This is a genomic window from Microbulbifer sp. SAOS-129_SWC, from assembly GCF_039696035.1.
GTDB lineage: Bacteria > Pseudomonadota > Gammaproteobacteria > Pseudomonadales > Cellvibrionaceae > Microbulbifer.
Window position 1 is genome coordinate 1,328,194 of record NZ_CP155567.1, and the last position, 18,898, is coordinate 1,347,091.

The window sequence follows — 18,898 nt, forward strand, 5'->3', positions numbered from 1 at the left end:
GATAATGCGCCGCCGACGGCTCGTGGATCAACGATTGGCGACGTTTTCGGTATCGCTCAGCGGCTCCTTGTCGAGGCCGAAATCCTCGTCGAGGGTGCCTTTGGCGCCGGGCTCCTTCGGTGCCCAGTCGCGCGGCGGGGTGACGCTCTGCAGATGCTCATCGTTGTCGCTGAGCTTGCCGCTGCCGGCCTCCAGCATCTGGCGGCCGATATCCTGGCTCGACAGGCGCAGTGCACTGTTGGCCAGGTATTCGTGAACCTCGCGGTAGCTCTCGGTGAGGTTGTGAACGAGTTGAGAAGTCTGGTCAAAGTGCTCGTTGACCTGCAGCTGGAAGTCCTCCAGCTTGTCGTTGGCTTCGCGCAGACGCAGTTCCAGCTCCTGGGTGCGGTCTTCGTTGTTGCGGCCGCGCACGGCCAGAAACGCCAGCAGGGCGCCCAGTGCGAGGCCGAGCGCGCCGACCAGAATCAATACCGATGTAGAGTGCACGAATTACTCCTCCTCAACTAATGAATGGCACCGACCTTCCGTGACGGTGCTGGTGTGGTGTCTCATGCTAAATGCACTTTTCAGGGCTCCCCAAATTGTTCACAGTCAGGCGCCGCTCGCAGGGAATGGTGTGCCCTTTTCAAGAGCGGCAACGCAGCTGTGGACGATTTGGGGAGCTCCCTTCGGGCGGGCCGCTTAGTGGCCCGCTGATAAGTGCATTTAGTATGAGGCACTGCACCAGTATACCCAATTCCAGCGCGGGCGTCGGCTTTGCCGGGGCGCGAAAAAGCGCAGCGAATTTGGTAGAGTGCCGCCCTTCGCAATCAGTCAGCGTATTACATTTCCTTCTATGTCGCCGTCACAGACCCCGTTGCTTTCGCCTGCGGCGCGCTACCAGCGCGATTTGCAGCGCCCCGAATTCGTCGCCGACCCGGCCCAGGCCGCCGCTGTGGAGGCGTTGCAGGACCTTTACCTGCGCCTGCTGGACCGCAGCGACGGCGGACTGTGGGGGCGCTTGCGTCGCCTGTGGGGCGATACGCCGGAACCGGAGCAGGGACTCTACTTCTGGGGCGGGGTGGGGCGTGGCAAGACCTACCTGATGGACGCTTTCTTCGAGTCGCTGCCGTTTGCGCAGAAGCAGCGCACGCACTTCCATCGTTTTATGCGCGATGTGCACCGCGAACTGAAGGCGCTGGCGGGGGAGAAGAACCCGCTGGAGCAGGTGGCGGACCGCATCGCCGCGAAGGCGCGGGTGCTGTGTTTCGATGAGTTCTTCGTCTCGGATATCACCGACGCGATGATCCTGGCCAACCTGCTCGACGCGCTGTTCCGCCGCGGTGTGACCCTGGTGGCGACATCCAACATCGAGCCGGAGGGCCTCTATAAAAACGGCCTGCAGCGGGCACGCTTCCTGCCGGCGATCGCCTTGCTGAAGCGCCACACCAGGGTGCTGAACGTGGATGGCGGCACCGATTACCGCCTGCGCGCGCTGGAGATGGCAGAGCTTTACCACGCGCCGCTGGGGGCGGCGGCGGAGGCGAGCCTGGGGCAGAGTTTCGCACGCCTGATCGTCGAGGGGTGTGAGGTGCGCGGCAAGGTGGACCTGAATATCGAGGGGCGGCCAATCCGCGCCTTGAAAGTGGCCGATGATGTGGCCTGGTTCGATTTCAGTGACCTGTGCGACGGCCCGCGCTCGCAGAACGACTATATCGAGCTGGCGCGGGAGTTTCATACGGTGCTGCTGGCGGAAGTCCCGCGCTTCGACGAGAGGATGGAGAGCCAGGCGCGCCGCTTTATCAATCTGGTGGACGAGTTCTACGACCGTTGCGTCAAACTGGTGATTTCCGCCGAGGTGCCCGCCGAGCAGCTGTACGGCGGCAAACACCTGGTATTTGAATTTGAACGTACGGTCAGTCGCCTGCTGGAAATGCAGTCCCGCGAGTATCTGGCGCGGCCACATAGGCCCTAGTGAACAGTTTCCCCCGACTACATTGCCTTCGCGTGTCGAAAGTTGGTTTTCGAAGCGAAAATTGAGCGCGCGCGCGGGATGTGAAGACTTCGCTGCCGGGATATTGGCTCGGGGCGGAGCAGGGGATTTTCACGCAAAATCGCTTGAAAAGCGTACACTGCTTATGTACTATCCGCGCTCTTTTGTGGGACGGCCCTATTTCGGGGTCATATTGCAGGTGTTTATAACATGAAGACATACAGTGCCAAGCCGGAAGCGGTAAAACGCGACTGGTATATTGTTGACGCTGCGGACAAGACTCTCGGCCGTATTTCCGCCGAGATCGCTACCCGTCTGCGCGGCAAGCACAAGCCTGAGTATACGCCCCACGTGGACACTGGTGATTACATCATCGTAATCAATGCCGAAAAGGTTCGCGTGACCGGCAACAAGGCCAAAGACAAGATCTACCACAGCCACTCTGGCTATCCCGGTGGTCTGAAGTCCATCAGCTTCGAGAAGCTGATCGATAAAGCGCCCGAGCGTACCATCCAAAGCGCCGTTAAAGGCATGCTGCCGAAGGGTCCGCTGGGTCGAGCCATGTTCAGAAAGCTGAAAGTCTATAAAGGCAGCGAACATCCTCACACGGCGCAACAGCCGATCGAACTGTCGATCTAAACGGGAATACTCAGATGGCAACTACTCAATACTACGGTACCGGCCGCCGCAAGACTTCCACTGCGCGTGTGTTCATCCAGGCGGGCGAAGGTAAAATCACCGTGAATGGTCGCACCCTGGACCAGTACTTCGGCCGCGAAGTGGCACGCATGATCGTGCGTCAGCCGCTGGAAAAGGTCGACATGGTGGAAAAGTTTGATATCAACGTCACTGTGAAAGGCGGTGGTTCTTTCGGTCAGGCGGGCGCTATCCGTCACGGCCTGACCCGCGCCCTGATGCAGTACGACGAAGCGCTGCGCCAGCCGCTGCGCGCCGAGGGTTACGTAACCCGCGACGCCCGCGCAGTAGAGCGGAAGAAAGTCGGTCTGCGCAAAGCGCGTAAGAAGCCGCAGTTCTCCAAGCGTTAAGCGGCGCTTTATATCTTGCAGAGCCCGGCTATTGCCGGGCTTTTTTTTGCCCTAAAAGTGCTCACTGCTGGCGCTGAAAGCCGCGCATCGTGTGCCGTTGGAGGTCGCTGTCGGACATTTCTTGTTGGTTTTGCCTGTTTTCTCACCGTTTCGGCGCGGGATTGCCGACGTTCCCAAATGGCGCTACCTTGTATCAAATTGGCATTTTCTTTAACATTGCGCGAATTTGTATCCGCTTAATTAATGGGGTTTCTTCGCGCGGGCGGTTGGCGCGCGAAGTGTTGGGTCGGTACAACTTTTGGGTTTGTGGGTCAGTCAGTCCCAGTCTGAACTGGAGACGCTGTGAAGGGAGAACTACGTCATGAGTGACGACGGTGTAAACGTAGGGCGGCGCCGTTTCCTGACCGCTGCTACCTCGGTTGTTGGCGGTGCTGGGGCGGTGGGCATCGCCGTACCCTTTGTCGCATCCTGGAATCCGAGTGCCAAGGCCAAGGCGGCGGGTGCTCCGGTTAAATACAATATAAGTAAACTCGAAGCCGGCCAGATGGTTACCGTCGAGTGGCGCGGCAAGCCGGTCTATGTCGTGCGTCGCACGGACCAGACTCTGGAAAACCTCCCCAAAGTGGAGCCGCTGCTGCGCGACCCCATGTCCAAGGAGCCTCAGCAGCCGCCCTATGTAGACCCGGAAAACCGGGCCATCAAACCGCATACCCTGGTGGTGGTGGGGATTTGTACCCACCTTGGCTGTGCGCCCATGTTCCGCCCCGATGTCGGAGCCGCCGATCTGGCCGTGGAAGGCCACGAATGGCTGGGCGGGTTCTTCTGTCCCTGCCACGGCTCCAAGTACGACCTGGCCGGCCGGGTATTCAAAGGCGTCCCGGCGCCGCTGAACCTGGAGGTGCCCCCTTACTCCTACGAGAGTGACGATGTCATCATAATCGGCGTGGATCAGGAGGAGAGCGCATGAACTGGTTAACCGCATTTGGGGATTGGGTAGACCAGCGCCTGCCGATTTATCAGGCCTGGGACAAGCATATGGGCAAGTATTACGCGCCCAAGAACTTCAACCTGTGGTACTTCTTCGGCGTGCTGTCGATGCTGGTGCTGGCCAACCAGCTGATCACCGGTATCTGGCTGGTGATGAGCTACAACCCCACCGCTGAAGGCGCCTTTGCCTCCGTCGAGTACATCATGCGCGACGTGGACATGGGCTGGATCATCCGCTACATGCACTCCACCGGCGCCTCCGCCTTTTTCGTGGTGGTTTACCTGCATATGTTCCGCGGCCTGATGTACGGCTCCTACAAGCCGCCGCGCGAGCTGGTGTGGATCTTCGGCATGTGCATCTACCTGGTGCTGATGGCAGAAGCCTTTATGGGCTACGTGCTGCCTTGGGGGCAGATGTCCTACTGGGGCGCCCAGGTAATCGTATCGCTGTTCGGCGCCATCCCCGGGATCGGCGACGACCTGGTGCAGTGGATCCGCGGTGACTATCTGATCTCCGGTATTACCCTGACGCGCTTCTTCTCGCTGCATGTGATCGCACTGCCGCTGGTGCTGGTACTGTTGGTAGTGCTGCACATCCTGGCGCTGCACGAAGTGGGTTCCAACAACCCGGACGGCATCGAGATCAAGAAGAACAAGGACGAGAACGGCATCCCCAGAGACGGCGTGCCCTTCCACCCCTATTACACCGTGCACGACCTGGTGGGTGTGGCGGTATTCCTGTTCATCTTCTGTGTGGTGGTGTTCTTCTTCCCTGAAATGGGCGGTTTCTTCCTGGAGCACGCCAACTTCGAGGAGGCGAACCCGCTGAAGACCCCGCCGCATATTGCGCCGGTGTGGTACTTCACGCCGTTCTACGCGATCCTGCGCGCGGTGACCATGGATATCGGTCCGCTGACCGCGAAATTCCTCGGCCTGGTGGCGATGGGCGCGGCGATCGCAATCCTGTTTGTACTGCCGTGGCTGGACAAGAGCCCGGTCAGGTCTATCCGCTACAAGGGCTTTCTGCCCAAGGCGTTGCTGCTGGTCTTTGCCGCGGTGTTTATCGTCCTCGGTTATCTCGGCGTGCAGCCACCGACCCCGGAGCGCAACTTCCTGGCTCAGGTGTGCACGCTGTTCTACTTTTCCTTCTTCGTCACCATGCCGGTGTGGAGCAATCCCACGGCGCCCAAGGCCATCGGCTCGTGGATTGTCTGCGGGGTGTTTGCGCTGTTGTTCCTGTGGATGGCGCTGGCGAATTTCCACGCGAGCCTGTTTATGGGTATCGTGAGCCTGCTGCTGGCGGTATTCTTTGCCGCGCTGCCGTGGGTCACCGCGCGCGATGAAGTGCACCCGGAGCCGGAGCGCGTTACCAGCCCGTCCGGCACCAAGACCTTCGTGACCCTGTTCGGCGGCCTGATCGTGGTCGGCCTGCTGGCGCTGATCCCCATCAAGGCAGTGGGGGCCGAGAGTGAAGCCGAGCTGGACCACATCAATATCGACCTGCATGACCAGCCGTCCCTGCAGCGCGGCGCCAAGTATTTCGTCAACTACTGTATGGGCTGCCACAGTGTCAATTTCTCCCGCTGGGAGCGGGTGGCCACGGATCTCGGCATCCCCGACGAGCTGATGATGAAGAACCTGGTGCTGGGGGACGACAAGATCGGCAGCCTGATGACGATTGCCATGCGCCCGGAGGATTCCAAGACCTGGTTCGGCGCCGCGCCGCCGGACCTGACGCTGATGGCTCGCGCCCGCTCGCCGGAATACCTCTACACTTATCTGCGCAGTTTCTACAAAGACGACAGTCGCCCCACCGGCGTGAATAACAAGGTGTTTCCGAATGTGGGGATGCCCCATGTGCTGATGGAATTGCAGGGCCTGCCCGAGTGCGCGCCCGGCCCGAAACGCGAACACGGTCACGTGGTGCGCGACGACATGGGCAACCCTATCATGGACGCCGACTGCGGCAGTCTGAAGGTGAAAGACGTCAAAGGTTCCATGAATGAAGAGCAGTTCGACCAGGCGGTGTACGACCTGGTCAACTTCATGGAGTATGTGGCCGAGCCGGTAAAGTCACGCCGCACGCATATCGGCGTCTACGTACTGGCCTTTATCCTGGTGTTCTTCATTTTTGCGTGGCTATTGAACCGCGAATACTGGAAAGACGTGCATCACTGAATCCGTTCATTGCGGAGTCTATTTCTTCGGGTGGTGGAGCTGCTCCTCCACCCTTTTGTGTTTTCGAAAATGGTCCGGCGCTGGTGCCGGCCGATTAGTTTGAGGTAGTTAAAACATGGGTGTGCCGACCAACAAGCGCTCCTCTATGACCTTCTTTTCCGATGGTCGCAGTCATTACAGCCACCGCGTCCGCATTGTGCTGGCGGAAAAAGGGGTATCGGTGGATATCATAGATGTAGATCCGGAGGACCAACCGGCGGAACTGGCGGACCTCAACCCCTATAACTCGCTACCGACCCTCGTCGATCGCGATCTGGTGTTGTTTGAAACCAAGGTGATGATGGAGTATCTGGACGAGCGCTTCCCGCACCCACCGCTGTTGCCGGTCTATCCGGTGGCGCGTGCGCAGAGTCGCCAGATTATGTACCGCATCGAACGCGACTGGTGCCCGCTGGTGGACAAGATCCTTGCCGGCGGCAAAGACGCCGCCGCCGCGCGTAAAGACCTGCGCGACAGCCTGGTGGGAATCGCGCCGATGTTCACCGACCTGCCGTATTTCTTCAACGAGGAATTCTCACTGGTAGACTGCTGCATGGCCCCGTTACTGTGGCGCCTGGAGCAATTCGAAATCAGCCTGCCGAAGACCAAGCAGGCCAAGCCGCTGCAGGACTACATGGATCGTCTGTTCTCTCGCGAGGCCTTTCAGCAGAGCCTGACCGAGTACGAACGGGAAATGCGCTGAGGGCCGGGGCGAGCCCGGACAGAGCGCCGCTGTGTAAGCGGAATGGTGTCCCGCTATGAGCCGAATGCGCCGTGAATCGTCGGCGCAGGCGGACTGGCGGGGCAGGGGGTGGATCGAACCGTTTCGGTTCGTGCCATGGATGACAGGTCCCGGCCCCCTCGTTGGCAATTTTTACGGAGAGTGACTTGAGTAAACCGTCCATGACATCCAACCGGCCGTATATCCTGCGCGCCTTTTACGAGTGGATTACCGACAACCGGTGCACGCCCTATATTCTCGTAGACACGCACTTGTCCGGTGTGTTGGTTCCCCAGCAGCACGTCAACGAAGACGGACAGATCGTGCTCAATATCTCCGAGACCGCCGTGGCCGGCCTGACCATGGACAACTATGCCATCCGTTTCAACGCCCGTTTCGGCGGTGTACCCACGGATATCCAGGTGCCTGTCGGCGCCGTGGTGGGTATCTATGCGCGGGAAAACGGTCAGGGTATGGTATTCGAGGCCGAGGAGACGCCAGAGCCGCCGGAACCCACCCCTCCCACCAGCCTGGGCAGCAAGAAGTCTGCCAAGAAGCCCGCTCTAAGGGTGGTCAAATAGCATAGCGGCGCCCCTCGGGCGCCTTTTTTGTGTCCGCACCGGCCGGCGACTTGCCACGCCGGCCATAGGCGCAGAGAATCGGCTGCCAGAGAGTACTTTCCGGTTGCAATATGCCTATGCGAATTCTGGTGGTTGAAGACAATGTGGATATCCTCACCAATGTGCTGGACTATCTGGAGCTCAAGGGGCACAGCGTAGATTGCGCTCAGGATGGCCTCAGCGGCCTGCACCTTGCCGCTACCCACCACTACGATCTTATCGTCCTCGATATCATGCTGCCCGGCCTGGACGGCTACCAGTTCTGCCAGCGACTGCGCGAGGATGCCCGTCGCGATACCCCGATCCTGATGCTGACCGCCCGCGACGCCCTCGAAGACCGTCTGCGCGGTCTGCGCGCCGGCGCCGACGATTACCTGGTGAAGCCGTTTTCGCTGGCGGAGCTGGTGGCGCGGATCGATGCGATCACGCGCCGCAGTCGCGGTACCGGGGTGGCCGAGCTGCGTGTGGCTGACCTGGCATTCAATCCGGCAACGCACCAGGCGAGCCGTGGCGGGATACCGCTAAAGCTGAATCCGATGGGCACCAAACTGCTGGTGTTGCTGATGCAGAAGAGTCCGGCGGTGGTGACGCGTGAAGCCCTGGAAATGGAAATGTGGGGCGAGGACACGCCGGACCGCGATAGCCTGCGCAGCCATATTCACCAGTTGCGCCAGGCTGTGGATAAACCGTTCGAGCGGCCGCTGATTCACACGGTACACGGGGTCGGATACCGCCTCGCGGAGCTGGACAAGTGAAACTCAAGCAGCCGCTCAAGCAGCGAATCGTCATTGCCTTTGTCATGATGACACTGCTGACCAGCGGAGCCTTCTCCATCGGTATCGTGGAGATAGTGCGGCTGGTGGAAGAGCACCTCGTGTCCGACGATATGCACTCGGAATTGCGCGCGGCCATGGATGCGCTTGGCACCGGGCGGCCGCTGGCGCTCGACAAGGACAAGCGCCTGTTTACCGATGCCGGTCCACAATTCGCGCCGCCGCCGGAATTTGCCCGCGCCAGGGCCGGCTTCTCGGAGGTGATGCTGGGTGACCGGGCCTACTACGTATACAAACTGAGCCGCGACGGCTTCGATTACATACTGGTACAGGACCAGCTCGATTTTGAAGAGCGCGAGCAACTGCTGTTCGATGTGGTGCTGGCCTGTTTTGTGATCAGCGTACTGATCGCCTGGGCGTTCGGCGCGGTACTCGCCAACCGGGTCATGCAGCCGGTGGCACTGCTTGCCGAGGAAGTGCGCTCCGGTGTGCGCGCGCGCGGTGCCGAGCGCCTGGCCAAGCATTACGCTGACGATGAAGTCGGTCGCCTGGCGGAGGCATTCGACACAACTTTTGAACAGCTGAGTCGCTCGCTGGAGCGGGAAAAGCTGTTCACAGGTGATGTCAGCCACGAATTGCGCACGCCGCTGATGGTCATCGGCTCGTCCTGCGAGCTGCTGTCCCAGTCGACCGACCTGAAGCAGAAACAGCGCGATCAGCTCGACCGCATTCATCGCGCCAGCGCCGAAATGCTCGAGCTGGTGGAAACCCTGCTAATGCTCGCGCGTGAACGTGGGACCATGGACGAAGCCGAGCGCGGGGTATCCCTTGCCCAGGTCGCTACCGAACAGAGCGGAATCTGGCGGGACCAGTTTCGTGCGCGCGGTATCGACTACCAATGCAGGGTCGAATCGGAGGATTCCGGCCGCTATCAGGGCACCTTTCTGCGCACCGTGATGTCCAATTTGTTGCGCAATGCCCTGCATTACACTGATGACGGCCAGGTCGAGCTCGTGTTGTTCGACGGCGGTTTCCGGGTCGAGGACACCGGGCCCGGAATCGCGCCGGAACAGCAGTCGCAAGTGTTTCAGCCCTTTCAGCGCGGCCCCCGCGCTCGCGGCGAGGGCCTGGGTTTGGGGCTGTCCCTGGTAAAGCGCATCTGCAAGCACCAGGGCTGGTCGGTCAGTGTGGAGCCCGCGCAGCCGAGCGGCTGTGTCTTTCGCGTGGATCTGGGGCAGGGTTGACACCTTCCGGGTGACTGAACCCGTCAAAGCAGTTCCCCTGACGATCAATCTTCGATTTTGACAAAATTTTGACAATTTGTTGACGCCCGCTTGACCCCCCTGCATTTAACCTCCGCAAGTAAATTCGCCGGAGGTAGTGCGCAAATGAAGTGGCTGGATAGTCGTGAGTTTTCAGCCGGGACCGTGATCGTTGCGGTTGCCGTTTGGATGGTGCTTTTCTGTAATTTTACGTTCTTCACCAATGTGACGAATGTTTACCCGCTGTCGCCGGCCAACCTCGGCTTCGTGGCGTCTCTGGGCGTATTGCTGGTTGCGGTGACAGTATTGCTGTTAGTGCCTTTCGCCGCCGGCCGCGCGCTGAAACCGCTGTTGATCGCCATGTTGTTGGTCAGTGCGTCCACGGCCTATTTCATGGACTCCTACAACGTCATCATCAGCTCCGAGTTGATCGACAGCGCTCTGCAGACCGACACCTCCGAGTCTATGGGGCTGTTGAGCCTGAAACTGGTGCTGTACCTGGCTGTATTGGGCATTCTGCCGGCCGTGCTGGTCTACCGCGCGCGTATTCGCCCGCTGCCGTTCCGCACGGCGTTGCTGTCCCGCTTGAAACTGTTCGGCGTTGCACTGATAGCGACTATCGGGACTCTCGGTCTGTTCAACAGTGCCTACGCGTCCTTTTTCCGCGAGCACAAACCGATCCGCTTTTACACCAATCCGGTGACGCCGGTGTATACCGCGATCAAATACACCCATGACAAGCTGGCCGACAGCGAATCCATGCCGTTCCAGCAGATTGGGCTGGACGCCCGCCAGGCGCCCAATACCGGCAAGCGCCGCCTGGTGGTGCTGGTGGTGGGAGAAACGGCGCGGGAAGATCATTTCTCGCTGAACGGCTACGACCGCGATACCAACCCGGAGCTGGCCAAGCGCCAAGCCGTAAGTTTCGATAACGTCTGGTCCTGCGGCACCGCGACGGCGATTTCCGTCCCCTGTATGTTCTCGGTACTCGACCGCGACAGCTACGGCGAGCAGCAGGCCAAGAATACCGACAATGTGCTGGACATCCTGCAGCGCGCCGGTGTCAACGTGGCCTGGCTGGACAACAATTCCGATTCCAAGGGTGTTGCCCTGCGCGTTCCCTATACCAGCTATCGCAAAAGCGATGTCAACCCGGCCTGTGACACCGAGTGCCGGGACGTTGGCATGCTGGCCGGGGTCAAGCAGTTTGTCGCCGATCACCCCAAAGGCGATATCGTGCTGGTGTTGCACCAGATGGGCAGCCACGGCCCGGAATACGCCAAGCGCTACCCGAAGGCGTTCGAGCATTTTTCTCCCAGTTGCCAGAGCAACCTGCTGGAAAACTGCTCGGCAGAGGAAATCAATAACGCCTACGACAATTCGATTCGCTACACCGATTATTTCCTCGGGCAGGTAATTGACTATCTGCAGAGCGAGTCCGACAACTTCTCTCCGGCGATGCTCTACCTCAGCGACCATGGGGAATCCCTTGGCGAAAACGGTATTTACCTGCACGGCTTCCCCTATGCGCTGGCACCGGATGAGCAGAAGCACGTGCCGATGGTTTTCTGGTTCGGAGAGGGGGGCTATCCGCGTGTGCAGCAAAAACTGACAGACAGTGATTTTGTGCACCGCAAGTTTTCCCAGGATAACCTGTTTCACACACTGCTCGGTCTGATGGGTGTCAATACGTCCGTCTACCAGCCTGAACTGGATATGTTTGCCAATGGATAAGCGGTTTTTATTCCGTCACGCAGTGCTGGCATTCGCCTGCATGCTATTCGTGATCGTTCTGTTTGATTTCACCAATATTGATATGTGGGTGCAGAACAAGCTGTATCAGTTTGGGCCGGGGCAGTGGCTGCTGGACAAGCACGATGAAACCCTGCGGCTGTTTTTCTACGATGGCCCCAAAAAGCTGCTGACGCTGCTGGCCAAGATCATTCTGCTGGTGTTGATTGTGTTCCACCGCAACGAGCATCTGGACAAGTATCGCCAGGGGCTGGCCATCGTGCTGATTTCCACGGCAGTGACGGTGGCGCTGGTGGGTGGTCTTAAATCACTGACCAATGTGCCCTGTCCGAAGGACCTGGCGCACTTCGGCGGCGAATATCCTTACATCACCTTCCTGCACCGCATACCGCTGGCGGAGCACCTGGGCCGGGTGCGCTGTTTCCCCGCCGGTCACGCCAGTGGTGGATTTGCGTTGCTGTCCCTGTTCTTCCTGTTCCGCCGCCGCCGCAATCAGTGGATCGGCTTCGGTGTCGGCATGGCGCTGGGCTGGACATTCGGTCTTTACAAAATGCTGATCGGCGATCACTTCCTGAGCCATACACTCGTGACCATGTGTCTCGCGTGGCTGGTATCGGTCCTGGTCGCGGCGATGGTCTACCGGTTCTCAGGGCGCAAGGATTCGCAACAGGACGCCACCGCGGGGGAAAGCGCCCCCACTTGAACGATCCGCGGCAAAACGTTCATTGAAGACTGGAAAATACAAAATGGATATTCGTAGCGCCGATGCGGCAGAGGGAATCTGGTCGAGCAAGGTTCCCCAGGTCACGGCGGGCTTCTGGCTGATCAAGATCCTGGCGACGACACTCGGAGAAACCGGCGGCGACGCCATCTCGATGACATTGCATGCCGGCTACGCTGCCGCGAGCCTAGCCTTTCTGGTCGTGTTTATCGTGGCGCTGGGGCTGCAGCTGAGATCGGCGGGATATACGCCTTCGATATACTGGTTTGCGGTCGTATCCACCACCACGCTGGGTACCACCCTGTCCGATTTTGCGGATCGAACCCTGGGGCTTGGCTACGTTCGCTCGGCGATGATGTTATCGCTGCTGCTGTTGGTAGTGCTCATCGCGTGGCGCTGGGCGAGGGGGCGGATTGCCTGCCAGGATATCGCCGACCCCCGCGACGAAGTCTTCTACTGGGTGGCGATCCTGGTTGCCAACACCCTGGGCACAGCGGCTGGCGATTTCACCGCCGACGACCTGGGGCTCGGATTTGGTGGCGGGGCGCTACTTTTCGGTGCGCTGCTGGCACTGCTCGGGGCAACCTCCCTGGTCGCAGCCGGGGCGCGGGTCGGGCTTTTCTGGGTCGCCTATGTGCTGACCCGGCCGCTCGGTGCGACCCTTGGCGACGTGCTGACAAAGCCGCGCGACCACGGTGGCCTGGCAGTGGGGACCATCGAGTCATCCCTGTTTATTCTTTCGTCAATGATTCTGGCCGTATTGATTGCCGGTGAATTCAATCGCCTGAGAAAGTCCTACGGCTAAATATCGAAGCGGGGATCTGCGAACGGCGCCCCGCAACTTCACCAATAGATGCGTATAATCGCGACAAATTTCACATGTCGCCGCGCTATGCCTTCCTATATGTACTGGCTGCGCTACGGCTGGCTGCCGGGATTGTTCCTGGCTGGGGTCGCCGCGCAGTATTTCTCCTGGTTCGATTTTCGCCCGCTGTTGAATACGGAGCTACCGCCTCTGTTACTGGGGTGCGCTTTCGGCCTGGGTACTTTTTTCAAATCCAGCCGCACAGCGTACGCAGCGGCTCTGCTATTGGCCGGTTACCTGGCGGCGGGAACACTGGAGTGGCTCCAGCAGGGACCGATCGGCGGGCTGACGCTGGGGCTGGTGGCGCTGAATCTGGCACTGATCGCCGGCAGCCGCGACCGCAGCCCGCTGAGCGGCTTTGGTCTGTTGCTGGTCGGGGCAATGGCCGTGCAGGGCGGCGGGCTCTATCTACTGAGCGACTGCTGCCGGCCACTCCTGGCCGGCCACTGGCCGTTGCCGGTTATCGACCACTGGCAATTCACGGCCGCCCAGCTGCTGTTTGCGGTTGCGCTGCTGGTGGCAAGTTTCAAGGCGATTTTCCGCCCCGACCACACCGCGATAGGCCTGCTGGCCTGTATCCTGGTGTTGTTCTGGCTGTTCGATCGCGGTGCCGATTCGGAGGGCGTGGAGCTGGCGGCAACGGCCTGTGGTGTTCTGCTGGTCCTGCTGGTGCTGCGCAGTGCCTATGAACTGGCGTTTCGCGATGAGCTGACCGGTATTCCCTCGCGGCGCGCCTACAGCCGCTTTCTCTTGACGCTGGGCCGCCACTACAGCATCGCGGTGGTGGATATCGATCACTTCAAGAAGCTGAATGATCGCCACGGCCACCAGGTGGGCGACGAGGCCCTGCGCATGGTGGCGGGCAAGATTGCCCGCTTCGGTGGTGGCCGTGCCTTTCGCTATGGTGGTGAGGAATTTGTGGTGGTGATCCGCGGCCGCGATCGGGAGCGCGCCGAGCGTGCGCTGGAACGTATGCGCGACAAGATTGCCGCCTATCCGCTGCAGCTCAGATCTGTTGTCCGCAGTGCCAAAAGCGATTCCAAGGCCCGCCGCCGGCGTGGCCAGGGCGGCGCTGGCGGCGCGATCAAGACCACCGTGAGCGTCGGCCTGGCCAGCGCTTCGGGCCAGCTGAAGTCGCCCCATCAGGTGCTGGAGGCGGCAGACCGCGCTCTCTACAAGGCCAAGCGCGGGGGACGCAACCGCGTCTGCGTCCACGGTTGATATAAGTGAAATCCCGTTAATACGCGCGCCATATTGCGGAAATGCATTGGTTAATCCGCTGCTATGCCCCGATACTGCAAGACAAAGCCAGCAAAGGGAGATTCAGCGTGCGTATTCTCAGCCATACATTAGGCATCTTTACTCACCCGGATCAGGAGTGGCGTGCGATCCGCGATGATCGCCACTCTTTTGTGCAGGTATTTCTGAGCCACGTACCGATACTGGCACTTATTCCGTGTATCTCCGGTTTTATTGGTGTGACCCTGATTGGTTTTCCGGTCGGAAATCACTGGGTCAAGCTGACCGTCGCCAGTGCTGCGGCCCTCGCCATCATTACCTATATCTCCATGCTGGTGGGGGTTTACCTGTTCGGTGAATTTATCAACTGGATGGCCAGTACCTATCAGGTGAAGGGGGATGAACCCGCCCGCCACTACGCGGGCACGGCGCTGGCGGTATTCGTCACCACGCCGATTTTTCTGGTGGGATTTGTCGGCCTCTACCCGAACCTGTGGCTGAATGCCGCGGTGACGCTGCTGGCGGCCTGCTACTCGATCTACCTGATCTATGAGGGAATCCCGATCCTGATGAACCTCAATAAAGATCAGGCGTTTATGTACGCCACTTCGGTGGTAACCGTGGGCCTGGTGATGTTGGTCACGGTACGGATCGGTTCGGTGCTTTTGTGGGGCCTCGGTGTGGGGCCGGTGTACCAGAATTAACTGTTGGCATTGAGCAAAAAAAAGCCGGCGCATGCCGGCTTTTTTCTATCAGCCGACGGCTGATGCTGTGGTCGTAGAGCCGGCAGTGACCGGTGTCGGCGGGACTGGCGGCATGGGGCAGTCGAGGCTGTCGGCGACGGCGCGCAGCAGCTCCAGTTCCTCTGCCTCGATCACGCCGTCGTGGGCCATGGTCGCGGCCATGGCCTTGAGCAGGCGGGGTTTGTGCAGCGGGCGGAGATCGGCGGCGATGGCAATGGCTTTGTCCAGCCGCGCCAGGGTGATATCACCTGCCGCGGGCAGCGGCGTCACCGCCAGCTGCAGCACTTCGAGGCCGCTCTCGAAAGCGCGTTTGGCCGGCAGATAGGCGTCCTGGCCGGCGTGGGCCACGGCGGCGAGGATAAAGCGCGTGGCATCCTGTTGTGCGCCTTTCCTGCCGGACAGCCGTTGGCGGTCCGGCGTCCCCTCGATGGCATGCATCAATACCCGATACAGGGCCCATTCCCACAGGTCGACACGACCATCGCTGCGCAGCAGCTTGATCAGGTTGCGTTTGAACACCTGATACTGCTGCGGCACCAGTTCCTTCAGGGCGGGGACACACAGGTCCAGCAGCGGGAGCCGCGCGCAGGGCGGCAGGGCCTCGATCTGCGGCTCCAGCCGTTCCAGTTCGCGGTACACGGCCGGGTGGGCAACCTTCTGCAGCAATTGCCGTTGCTGTTGTTGCTGGGTGGCCTCGGGATGGAACAGCAACCGGTAGACCAGCGCCCGCGCGGCGAAGGGATCGCGCGCTGCCTGCTGCAGGGCCGCGGGAACACTGGCGAGCAGCTGCTGGCCGTAGCGCACCTGCTGGTCGCTGGGGTTGCCGATACTGTTGTCTACCGAATCGGCCACCTGCTGGAAGGAGGCGGGCTGCGCGGCCGGTGCGACTGCGGCGAAGCCCTGTGCGCGCGCATCCTGCGCGGCCGTTGCCGCCGGGTCTTGTGCGGTGTCGTCACTTAGTGGGAAGCGTCCGTTCCAGTGTGGATCCAGGCGGCCGATGCGCTCCGCCAGCGGCGGGTGGGTAGCGAACAGGTTGGCAAAGGATTTTTTCAGGCCGCTGGCAAAGTACATGTGGCTGAATTCCGCCGCCTGACTCGCCGCCAGCTGCGAGCCGCCGCTGTAGCCGCCAATCTTCTTCAGCGCCCCGGCGATACCGGCATTGTTGCGGGTAAATTGCACCGCCGAGGCATCGGCCAGAAACTCCCGCTGGCGGCTGACCGCAGACTTGATCAGGTTACCGAAAAAGGTCCCGGTGTAGCCGATCACCATCAGGCCGGCGCCGATCCCGAACAGCGCCAGGCGGCCGCGGTTGTCGCGGCTCCTGCTGCTGACGGCACTGAAGTGCGAGCCGCGCAGTATCCAGTAGCCGAGCATGCCGATGATCAGGATGCCGTTGAGCAGCCCGACGATGCGGATATTCAGGCGCATGTCGCCGTTGAAGATATGGCTGAATTCGTGCGCCACCACCCCTTGCAGCTCGTCGCGATTGAGCCGCTCGATACAACCGCGGGTCAGCCCGACGACGGCATCGGCGGGTTTGTAGCCGGCGGCGAAGGCATTGATGGCATCGTCGTCGAGAATGTACACATCCGGCACCGGCGTGCCCGAGGCGATGGCCATTTCCTCCACTACGTTGAGTGCGCGCCGTTCGGCGTTGTTCTGCGGGGCGACGTTGATCTTGCGTCCGCCCAGCGACTCGGCCACGGCGCGGCCGCCGGCGGCCAGCTGGTGCAGTTTGTACACGCTGCCGAGCCCGATGACGGCGGTGATGCTCAGGGCAATGCCGGCCACGGTGTCCCAGCCCAGCAGGGCGCCGAGCTGCAGCGGCTCGAAGGGCACGCCGCGGCTGCGGGCCACCAGCAGTGCGGTCAGCCCCGTAGTGATAGCGATCAGCAGCAGTACCGCGAGGGCAAACAGCCCCACCAGCAGCCCGGTATTGCGCCGCGCCTTGTCCTGGTATTCGAAAAAGTTCATTGAATGACCTCAGAACTCGACCCGCGGCGCGGCCTGGAAGGTTTCGGAATCGGCAAATTCCAGCAATTTGGCATCCTGGCTGTGGCCAAAGAAGCCGGCGAAGAACACCGGCGGGAAGCTCTGCTTGTAAATGTTGTAGGACATGACCAGATCGTTGAACGCCTGGCGGGCAAACGCGACTTTATTCTCCGTGCTGGTCAGCTCCTCGGTCAGCTGCATCATATTCTGGTTGGCCTTCAGGTCGGGATAGGCTTCCATGACCACGTTCAACTTGCCCAGCGCGCCGGCCAGTGCTCCCTCGGCACTGCCCAGGTCGGCAATGGCGCCGGCGGAGCCGGGATTGGCGGCGGCGGCCTTGAGGCCCGCCAGCGCCGTATTGCGCGCGCTGATGACCGCTTCGAGGGTCTCGCGCTCGTGTTTCAGGTAGCCCTTGGCGGTGTCGACGAGATTGGGGATCAGGTCGTAGCGGCGCTTGAGCTGCACCTCGATCTGCGCAAAAGCGTTTTCATAGCGGTTCTTGAGGGAAACCAGTTTGTTGTAAATGCCCACCACATAGAACAACAGTGCGGCAATGGCCACCAACCAGACGATGCTTGAAATTTCCATATGACTTCTCGCGTTTTATTGTGACTCTCGCACGGATATTAACACGCCCGGTTGGTCACGATGCTGCCAAGGGCGGATGGGGTGGAGCCGGCGCATCGGTTATACTGCCGCGCGATAACAGATTGCCACCGCCACAAGTCGCGATGGCACCGATTTTGGGAGCATGCAGAATGAGCGATGTAAATTCCGATCCCGTTGTGATCGTAGGTATGGCGCGCACCCCGATGGGCGCCATGCAGGGCGGCCTGTCCGCGCTGAACGCCCCGCAGCTGGGCGCGGCGGCGATCCGCGCGGCCCTCGAAGACGCGGGCGTGGCCGCAGGCGATGTCACCGAGGTACTGATGGGCTGCGTGCTGCCCGCCGGTGTCGGCCAGGCGCCGGCGCGCCAGGCCGCGCTGGGGGCCGGTATCCCCGAGGGCACTCCCTGTACCACCGTGAACAAGGTGTGCGGCTCCGGCATGAAGACCGTGATGATGGGGCGCGACGCGCTGCTGGTCGGCGACGCCGAAGTGGTTGTGGCCGGCGGTATGGAGAGCATGAGCAACGCTCCCTACCTGCTGCCCAAGGCCCGCAACGGCATGCGCCTGGGCCACGGCCAGGTGCTCGACCACATGTTCCTCGACGGCCTGGAGAATGCCTACGACGGTAAGCTGATGGGCACCTTTGCCGAATGTACGGCAGACAAGTACAGCTTTACCCGTGAAGCGCAGGACGCGTTTGCGCTGGAATCCCTGGCCCGCGCCAATGCCGCGATCGAGAGCGGCGCTTTCGAGCGCGAGATAGCGCCGGTTACCGTGGCCTCGCGCCGCGGCGAGCAGGTGGTCAGTGTCGATGAGGGCCCCGGCAACGCGCGCCCGGACAAGATTCCGCAGCTGAAGCCGGCCTTCCGCAAAGACGGTACCGTCACCGCCGCCAATGCCAGCTCCATTTCCGACGGCGCGGCGGCGCTGGTGCTGATGCGCGAGAGCGAAGCCAAAAAGCGCGGTCTGAAGGTAGTGGCCGTGCTACGTGGCCAGACGCAGAACGCCCAGGCCCCGGAGTGGTTCACCACTGCGCCGGTGGGTGCGATGCAGAAACTGCTGGAGCAGACAGGTTGGTCTGCCGACGAGGTGGACCTGTTCGAGATCAATGAGGCCTTTGCCGTGGTCACCATGTCCGCAATGCACGAGCTGGGCCTGCCGCACGACAAGGTCAACGTCAACGGCGGCGCCTGTGCCCTCGGCCACCCGCTGGGCGCCAGCGGCGCGCGCATCCTGGTGACCCTGCTGGCCGCACTGGAAAACCGCGGCCTGAAAAAGGGCGTGGCCAGCCTGTGTATCGGCGGCGGCGAGGCTACCGCGGTGGCGATCGAGCGGGTGTAAAACCGCTTACAAAATAAAACTGCTTACAAAAACGGGGCC

The 18,898-nt window shown here is 61.0% G+C and carries 18 protein-coding genes; 15 read left to right on the forward strand and 3 right to left on the reverse strand.

The window, feature by feature from the left end:
- Nucleotides 1-27: 27 nt before the first annotated feature.
- Entirely contained in the window at nucleotides 28-486 is a 459-nt protein-coding gene (locus ABDK11_RS05605) for a DUF1043 family protein (RefSeq protein ID WP_346839317.1), read from the reverse strand.
- A gap of 349 nt (nucleotides 487-835) precedes the next feature.
- Here ABDK11_RS05605 and zapE point away from each other — a divergent pair, with 349 nt between their 5' ends.
- The 14 genes from zapE (at nucleotide 836) to ABDK11_RS05675 (ending at nucleotide 14,879) form a co-directional block, all read left to right on the forward strand.
- Complete coding sequence (gene zapE, locus ABDK11_RS05610) at nucleotides 836-1,954, forward strand: cell division protein ZapE (protein ID WP_346839318.1); 1,119 nt, start codon at nucleotides 836-838, stop codon at nucleotides 1,952-1,954.
- 228 nt (nucleotides 1,955-2,182) lie between these two features.
- Nucleotides 2,183-2,611 carry a 50S ribosomal protein L13 gene (rplM, locus tag ABDK11_RS05615; protein ID WP_346839319.1) on the forward strand — a complete coding sequence of 143 codons (429 nt, stop codon included), beginning with the start codon at nucleotides 2,183-2,185 and terminating at the stop codon, nucleotides 2,609-2,611.
- A gap of 14 nt (nucleotides 2,612-2,625) precedes the next feature.
- Entirely contained in the window at nucleotides 2,626-3,018 is a 393-nt protein-coding gene (gene rpsI, locus ABDK11_RS05620; RefSeq protein ID WP_346839320.1) for a 30S ribosomal protein S9, read from the forward strand.
- A gap of 361 nt (nucleotides 3,019-3,379) precedes the next feature.
- Complete coding sequence (gene petA, locus ABDK11_RS05625; RefSeq protein WP_346839321.1) at nucleotides 3,380-3,985, forward strand: ubiquinol-cytochrome c reductase iron-sulfur subunit; 606 nt, start codon at nucleotides 3,380-3,382, stop codon at nucleotides 3,983-3,985.
- Nucleotides 3,982-6,183, forward strand: a complete 2,202-nt coding sequence (locus ABDK11_RS05630; protein WP_346839322.1) for a ubiquinol-cytochrome c reductase — start codon at nucleotides 3,982-3,984, stop codon at nucleotides 6,181-6,183. The genes petA and ABDK11_RS05630 overlap by 4 nt, the downstream gene beginning before the upstream one ends.
- A 115-nt stretch (nucleotides 6,184-6,298) precedes the next feature.
- Nucleotides 6,299-6,925 (forward strand): glutathione S-transferase N-terminal domain-containing protein, encoded by a 627-nt coding sequence (locus tag ABDK11_RS05635; protein ID WP_346839323.1) that lies wholly within the window; start codon nucleotides 6,299-6,301, stop codon nucleotides 6,923-6,925.
- Nucleotides 6,926-7,125: 200 nt separating this feature from the next.
- Nucleotides 7,126-7,524 (forward strand): ClpXP protease specificity-enhancing factor, encoded by a 399-nt coding sequence (locus tag ABDK11_RS05640; protein ID WP_346840180.1) that lies wholly within the window; start codon nucleotides 7,126-7,128, stop codon nucleotides 7,522-7,524.
- Nucleotides 7,525-7,640: 116 nt separating this feature from the next.
- Nucleotides 7,641-8,318: a response regulator transcription factor gene (locus tag ABDK11_RS05645; RefSeq protein WP_346840181.1), complete on the forward strand. Its 678-nt coding sequence runs from the start codon at nucleotides 7,641-7,643 to the stop codon at nucleotides 8,316-8,318.
- Nucleotides 8,315-9,580, forward strand: coding sequence for a HAMP domain-containing sensor histidine kinase (locus ABDK11_RS05650; protein WP_346839324.1), 1,266 nt, complete (start codon nucleotides 8,315-8,317; stop codon nucleotides 9,578-9,580). The genes ABDK11_RS05645 and ABDK11_RS05650 overlap by 4 nt, the downstream gene beginning before the upstream one ends.
- A 144-nt stretch (nucleotides 9,581-9,724) precedes the next feature.
- Complete coding sequence (locus ABDK11_RS05655) at nucleotides 9,725-11,332, forward strand: phosphoethanolamine--lipid A transferase (RefSeq protein ID WP_346839325.1); 1,608 nt, start codon at nucleotides 9,725-9,727, stop codon at nucleotides 11,330-11,332.
- Nucleotides 11,325-12,053 (forward strand): phosphatase PAP2 family protein, encoded by a 729-nt coding sequence (locus tag ABDK11_RS05660; RefSeq protein WP_346839326.1) that lies wholly within the window; start codon nucleotides 11,325-11,327, stop codon nucleotides 12,051-12,053. Before ABDK11_RS05655 ends, ABDK11_RS05660 begins: the two co-directional genes overlap by 8 nt.
- A gap of 43 nt (nucleotides 12,054-12,096) precedes the next feature.
- Nucleotides 12,097-12,876, forward strand: coding sequence for a hypothetical protein (locus ABDK11_RS05665; protein WP_346839327.1), 780 nt, complete (start codon nucleotides 12,097-12,099; stop codon nucleotides 12,874-12,876).
- Nucleotides 12,877-12,963: 87 nt separating this feature from the next.
- On the forward strand, nucleotides 12,964-14,157 hold the full coding sequence (locus ABDK11_RS05670; RefSeq protein WP_346839328.1) for a GGDEF domain-containing protein: 1,194 nt from the start codon (nucleotides 12,964-12,966) through the stop codon (nucleotides 14,155-14,157).
- A gap of 107 nt (nucleotides 14,158-14,264) precedes the next feature.
- The gene (locus ABDK11_RS05675; RefSeq protein ID WP_346839329.1) at nucleotides 14,265-14,879 is read left to right on the forward strand and encodes a Yip1 family protein; all 615 of its coding nucleotides are present in this window, start codon (nucleotides 14,265-14,267) and stop codon (nucleotides 14,877-14,879) included.
- A 48-nt stretch (nucleotides 14,880-14,927) separates the two neighbouring features.
- Here the strand turns inward: ABDK11_RS05675 and ABDK11_RS05680 are convergent, their stop codons facing one another.
- Nucleotides 14,928-16,892, reverse strand: a complete 1,965-nt coding sequence (locus ABDK11_RS05680; protein WP_346839330.1) for a M48 family metallopeptidase — start codon at nucleotides 16,890-16,892, stop codon at nucleotides 14,928-14,930.
- Between the two features lie 9 nt (nucleotides 16,893-16,901).
- Complete coding sequence (locus ABDK11_RS05685; RefSeq protein WP_346839331.1) at nucleotides 16,902-17,498, reverse strand: LemA family protein; 597 nt, start codon at nucleotides 17,496-17,498, stop codon at nucleotides 16,902-16,904.
- A 170-nt stretch (nucleotides 17,499-17,668) separates the two neighbouring features.
- On the opposite strand from ABDK11_RS05685, the gene ABDK11_RS05690 reads away from it, so the two are divergent.
- The gene (locus ABDK11_RS05690; protein WP_346839332.1) at nucleotides 17,669-18,859 is read left to right on the forward strand and encodes an acetyl-CoA C-acyltransferase; all 1,191 of its coding nucleotides are present in this window, start codon (nucleotides 17,669-17,671) and stop codon (nucleotides 18,857-18,859) included.
- Nucleotides 18,860-18,898: the final 39 nt, after the last annotated feature.

Coding starts and splice junctions, on each gene's coding strand:
- zapE (WP_346839318.1), top strand. CDS start 836: ATGTCGCCGTCACAGACCCCGTTGCTTTCGCCTGCGGCGCGCTACCAG.
- rplM (WP_346839319.1), top strand. CDS start 2,183: ATGAAGACATACAGTGCCAAGCCGGAAGCGGTAAAACGCGACTGGTAT.
- rpsI (WP_346839320.1), top strand. CDS start 2,626: ATGGCAACTACTCAATACTACGGTACCGGCCGCCGCAAGACTTCCACT.
- petA (WP_346839321.1), top strand. CDS start 3,380: ATGAGTGACGACGGTGTAAACGTAGGGCGGCGCCGTTTCCTGACCGCT.
- ABDK11_RS05630 (WP_346839322.1), top strand. CDS start 3,982: ATGAACTGGTTAACCGCATTTGGGGATTGGGTAGACCAGCGCCTGCCG.
- ABDK11_RS05635 (WP_346839323.1), top strand. CDS start 6,299: ATGGGTGTGCCGACCAACAAGCGCTCCTCTATGACCTTCTTTTCCGAT.
- ABDK11_RS05640 (WP_346840180.1), top strand. CDS start 7,126: ATGACATCCAACCGGCCGTATATCCTGCGCGCCTTTTACGAGTGGATT.
- ABDK11_RS05645 (WP_346840181.1), top strand. CDS start 7,641: ATGCGAATTCTGGTGGTTGAAGACAATGTGGATATCCTCACCAATGTG.
- ABDK11_RS05655 (WP_346839325.1), top strand. CDS start 9,725: ATGAAGTGGCTGGATAGTCGTGAGTTTTCAGCCGGGACCGTGATCGTT.
- ABDK11_RS05660 (WP_346839326.1), top strand. CDS start 11,325: ATGGATAAGCGGTTTTTATTCCGTCACGCAGTGCTGGCATTCGCCTGC.
- ABDK11_RS05665 (WP_346839327.1), top strand. CDS start 12,097: ATGGATATTCGTAGCGCCGATGCGGCAGAGGGAATCTGGTCGAGCAAG.
- ABDK11_RS05670 (WP_346839328.1), top strand. CDS start 12,964: ATGCCTTCCTATATGTACTGGCTGCGCTACGGCTGGCTGCCGGGATTG.
- ABDK11_RS05680 (WP_346839330.1), bottom strand. CDS start 16,892: ATGAACTTTTTCGAATACCAGGACAAGGCGCGGCGCAATACCGGGCTG.
- ABDK11_RS05685 (WP_346839331.1), bottom strand. CDS start 17,498: ATGGAAATTTCAAGCATCGTCTGGTTGGTGGCCATTGCCGCACTGTTG.
- ABDK11_RS05690 (WP_346839332.1), top strand. CDS start 17,669: ATGAGCGATGTAAATTCCGATCCCGTTGTGATCGTAGGTATGGCGCGC.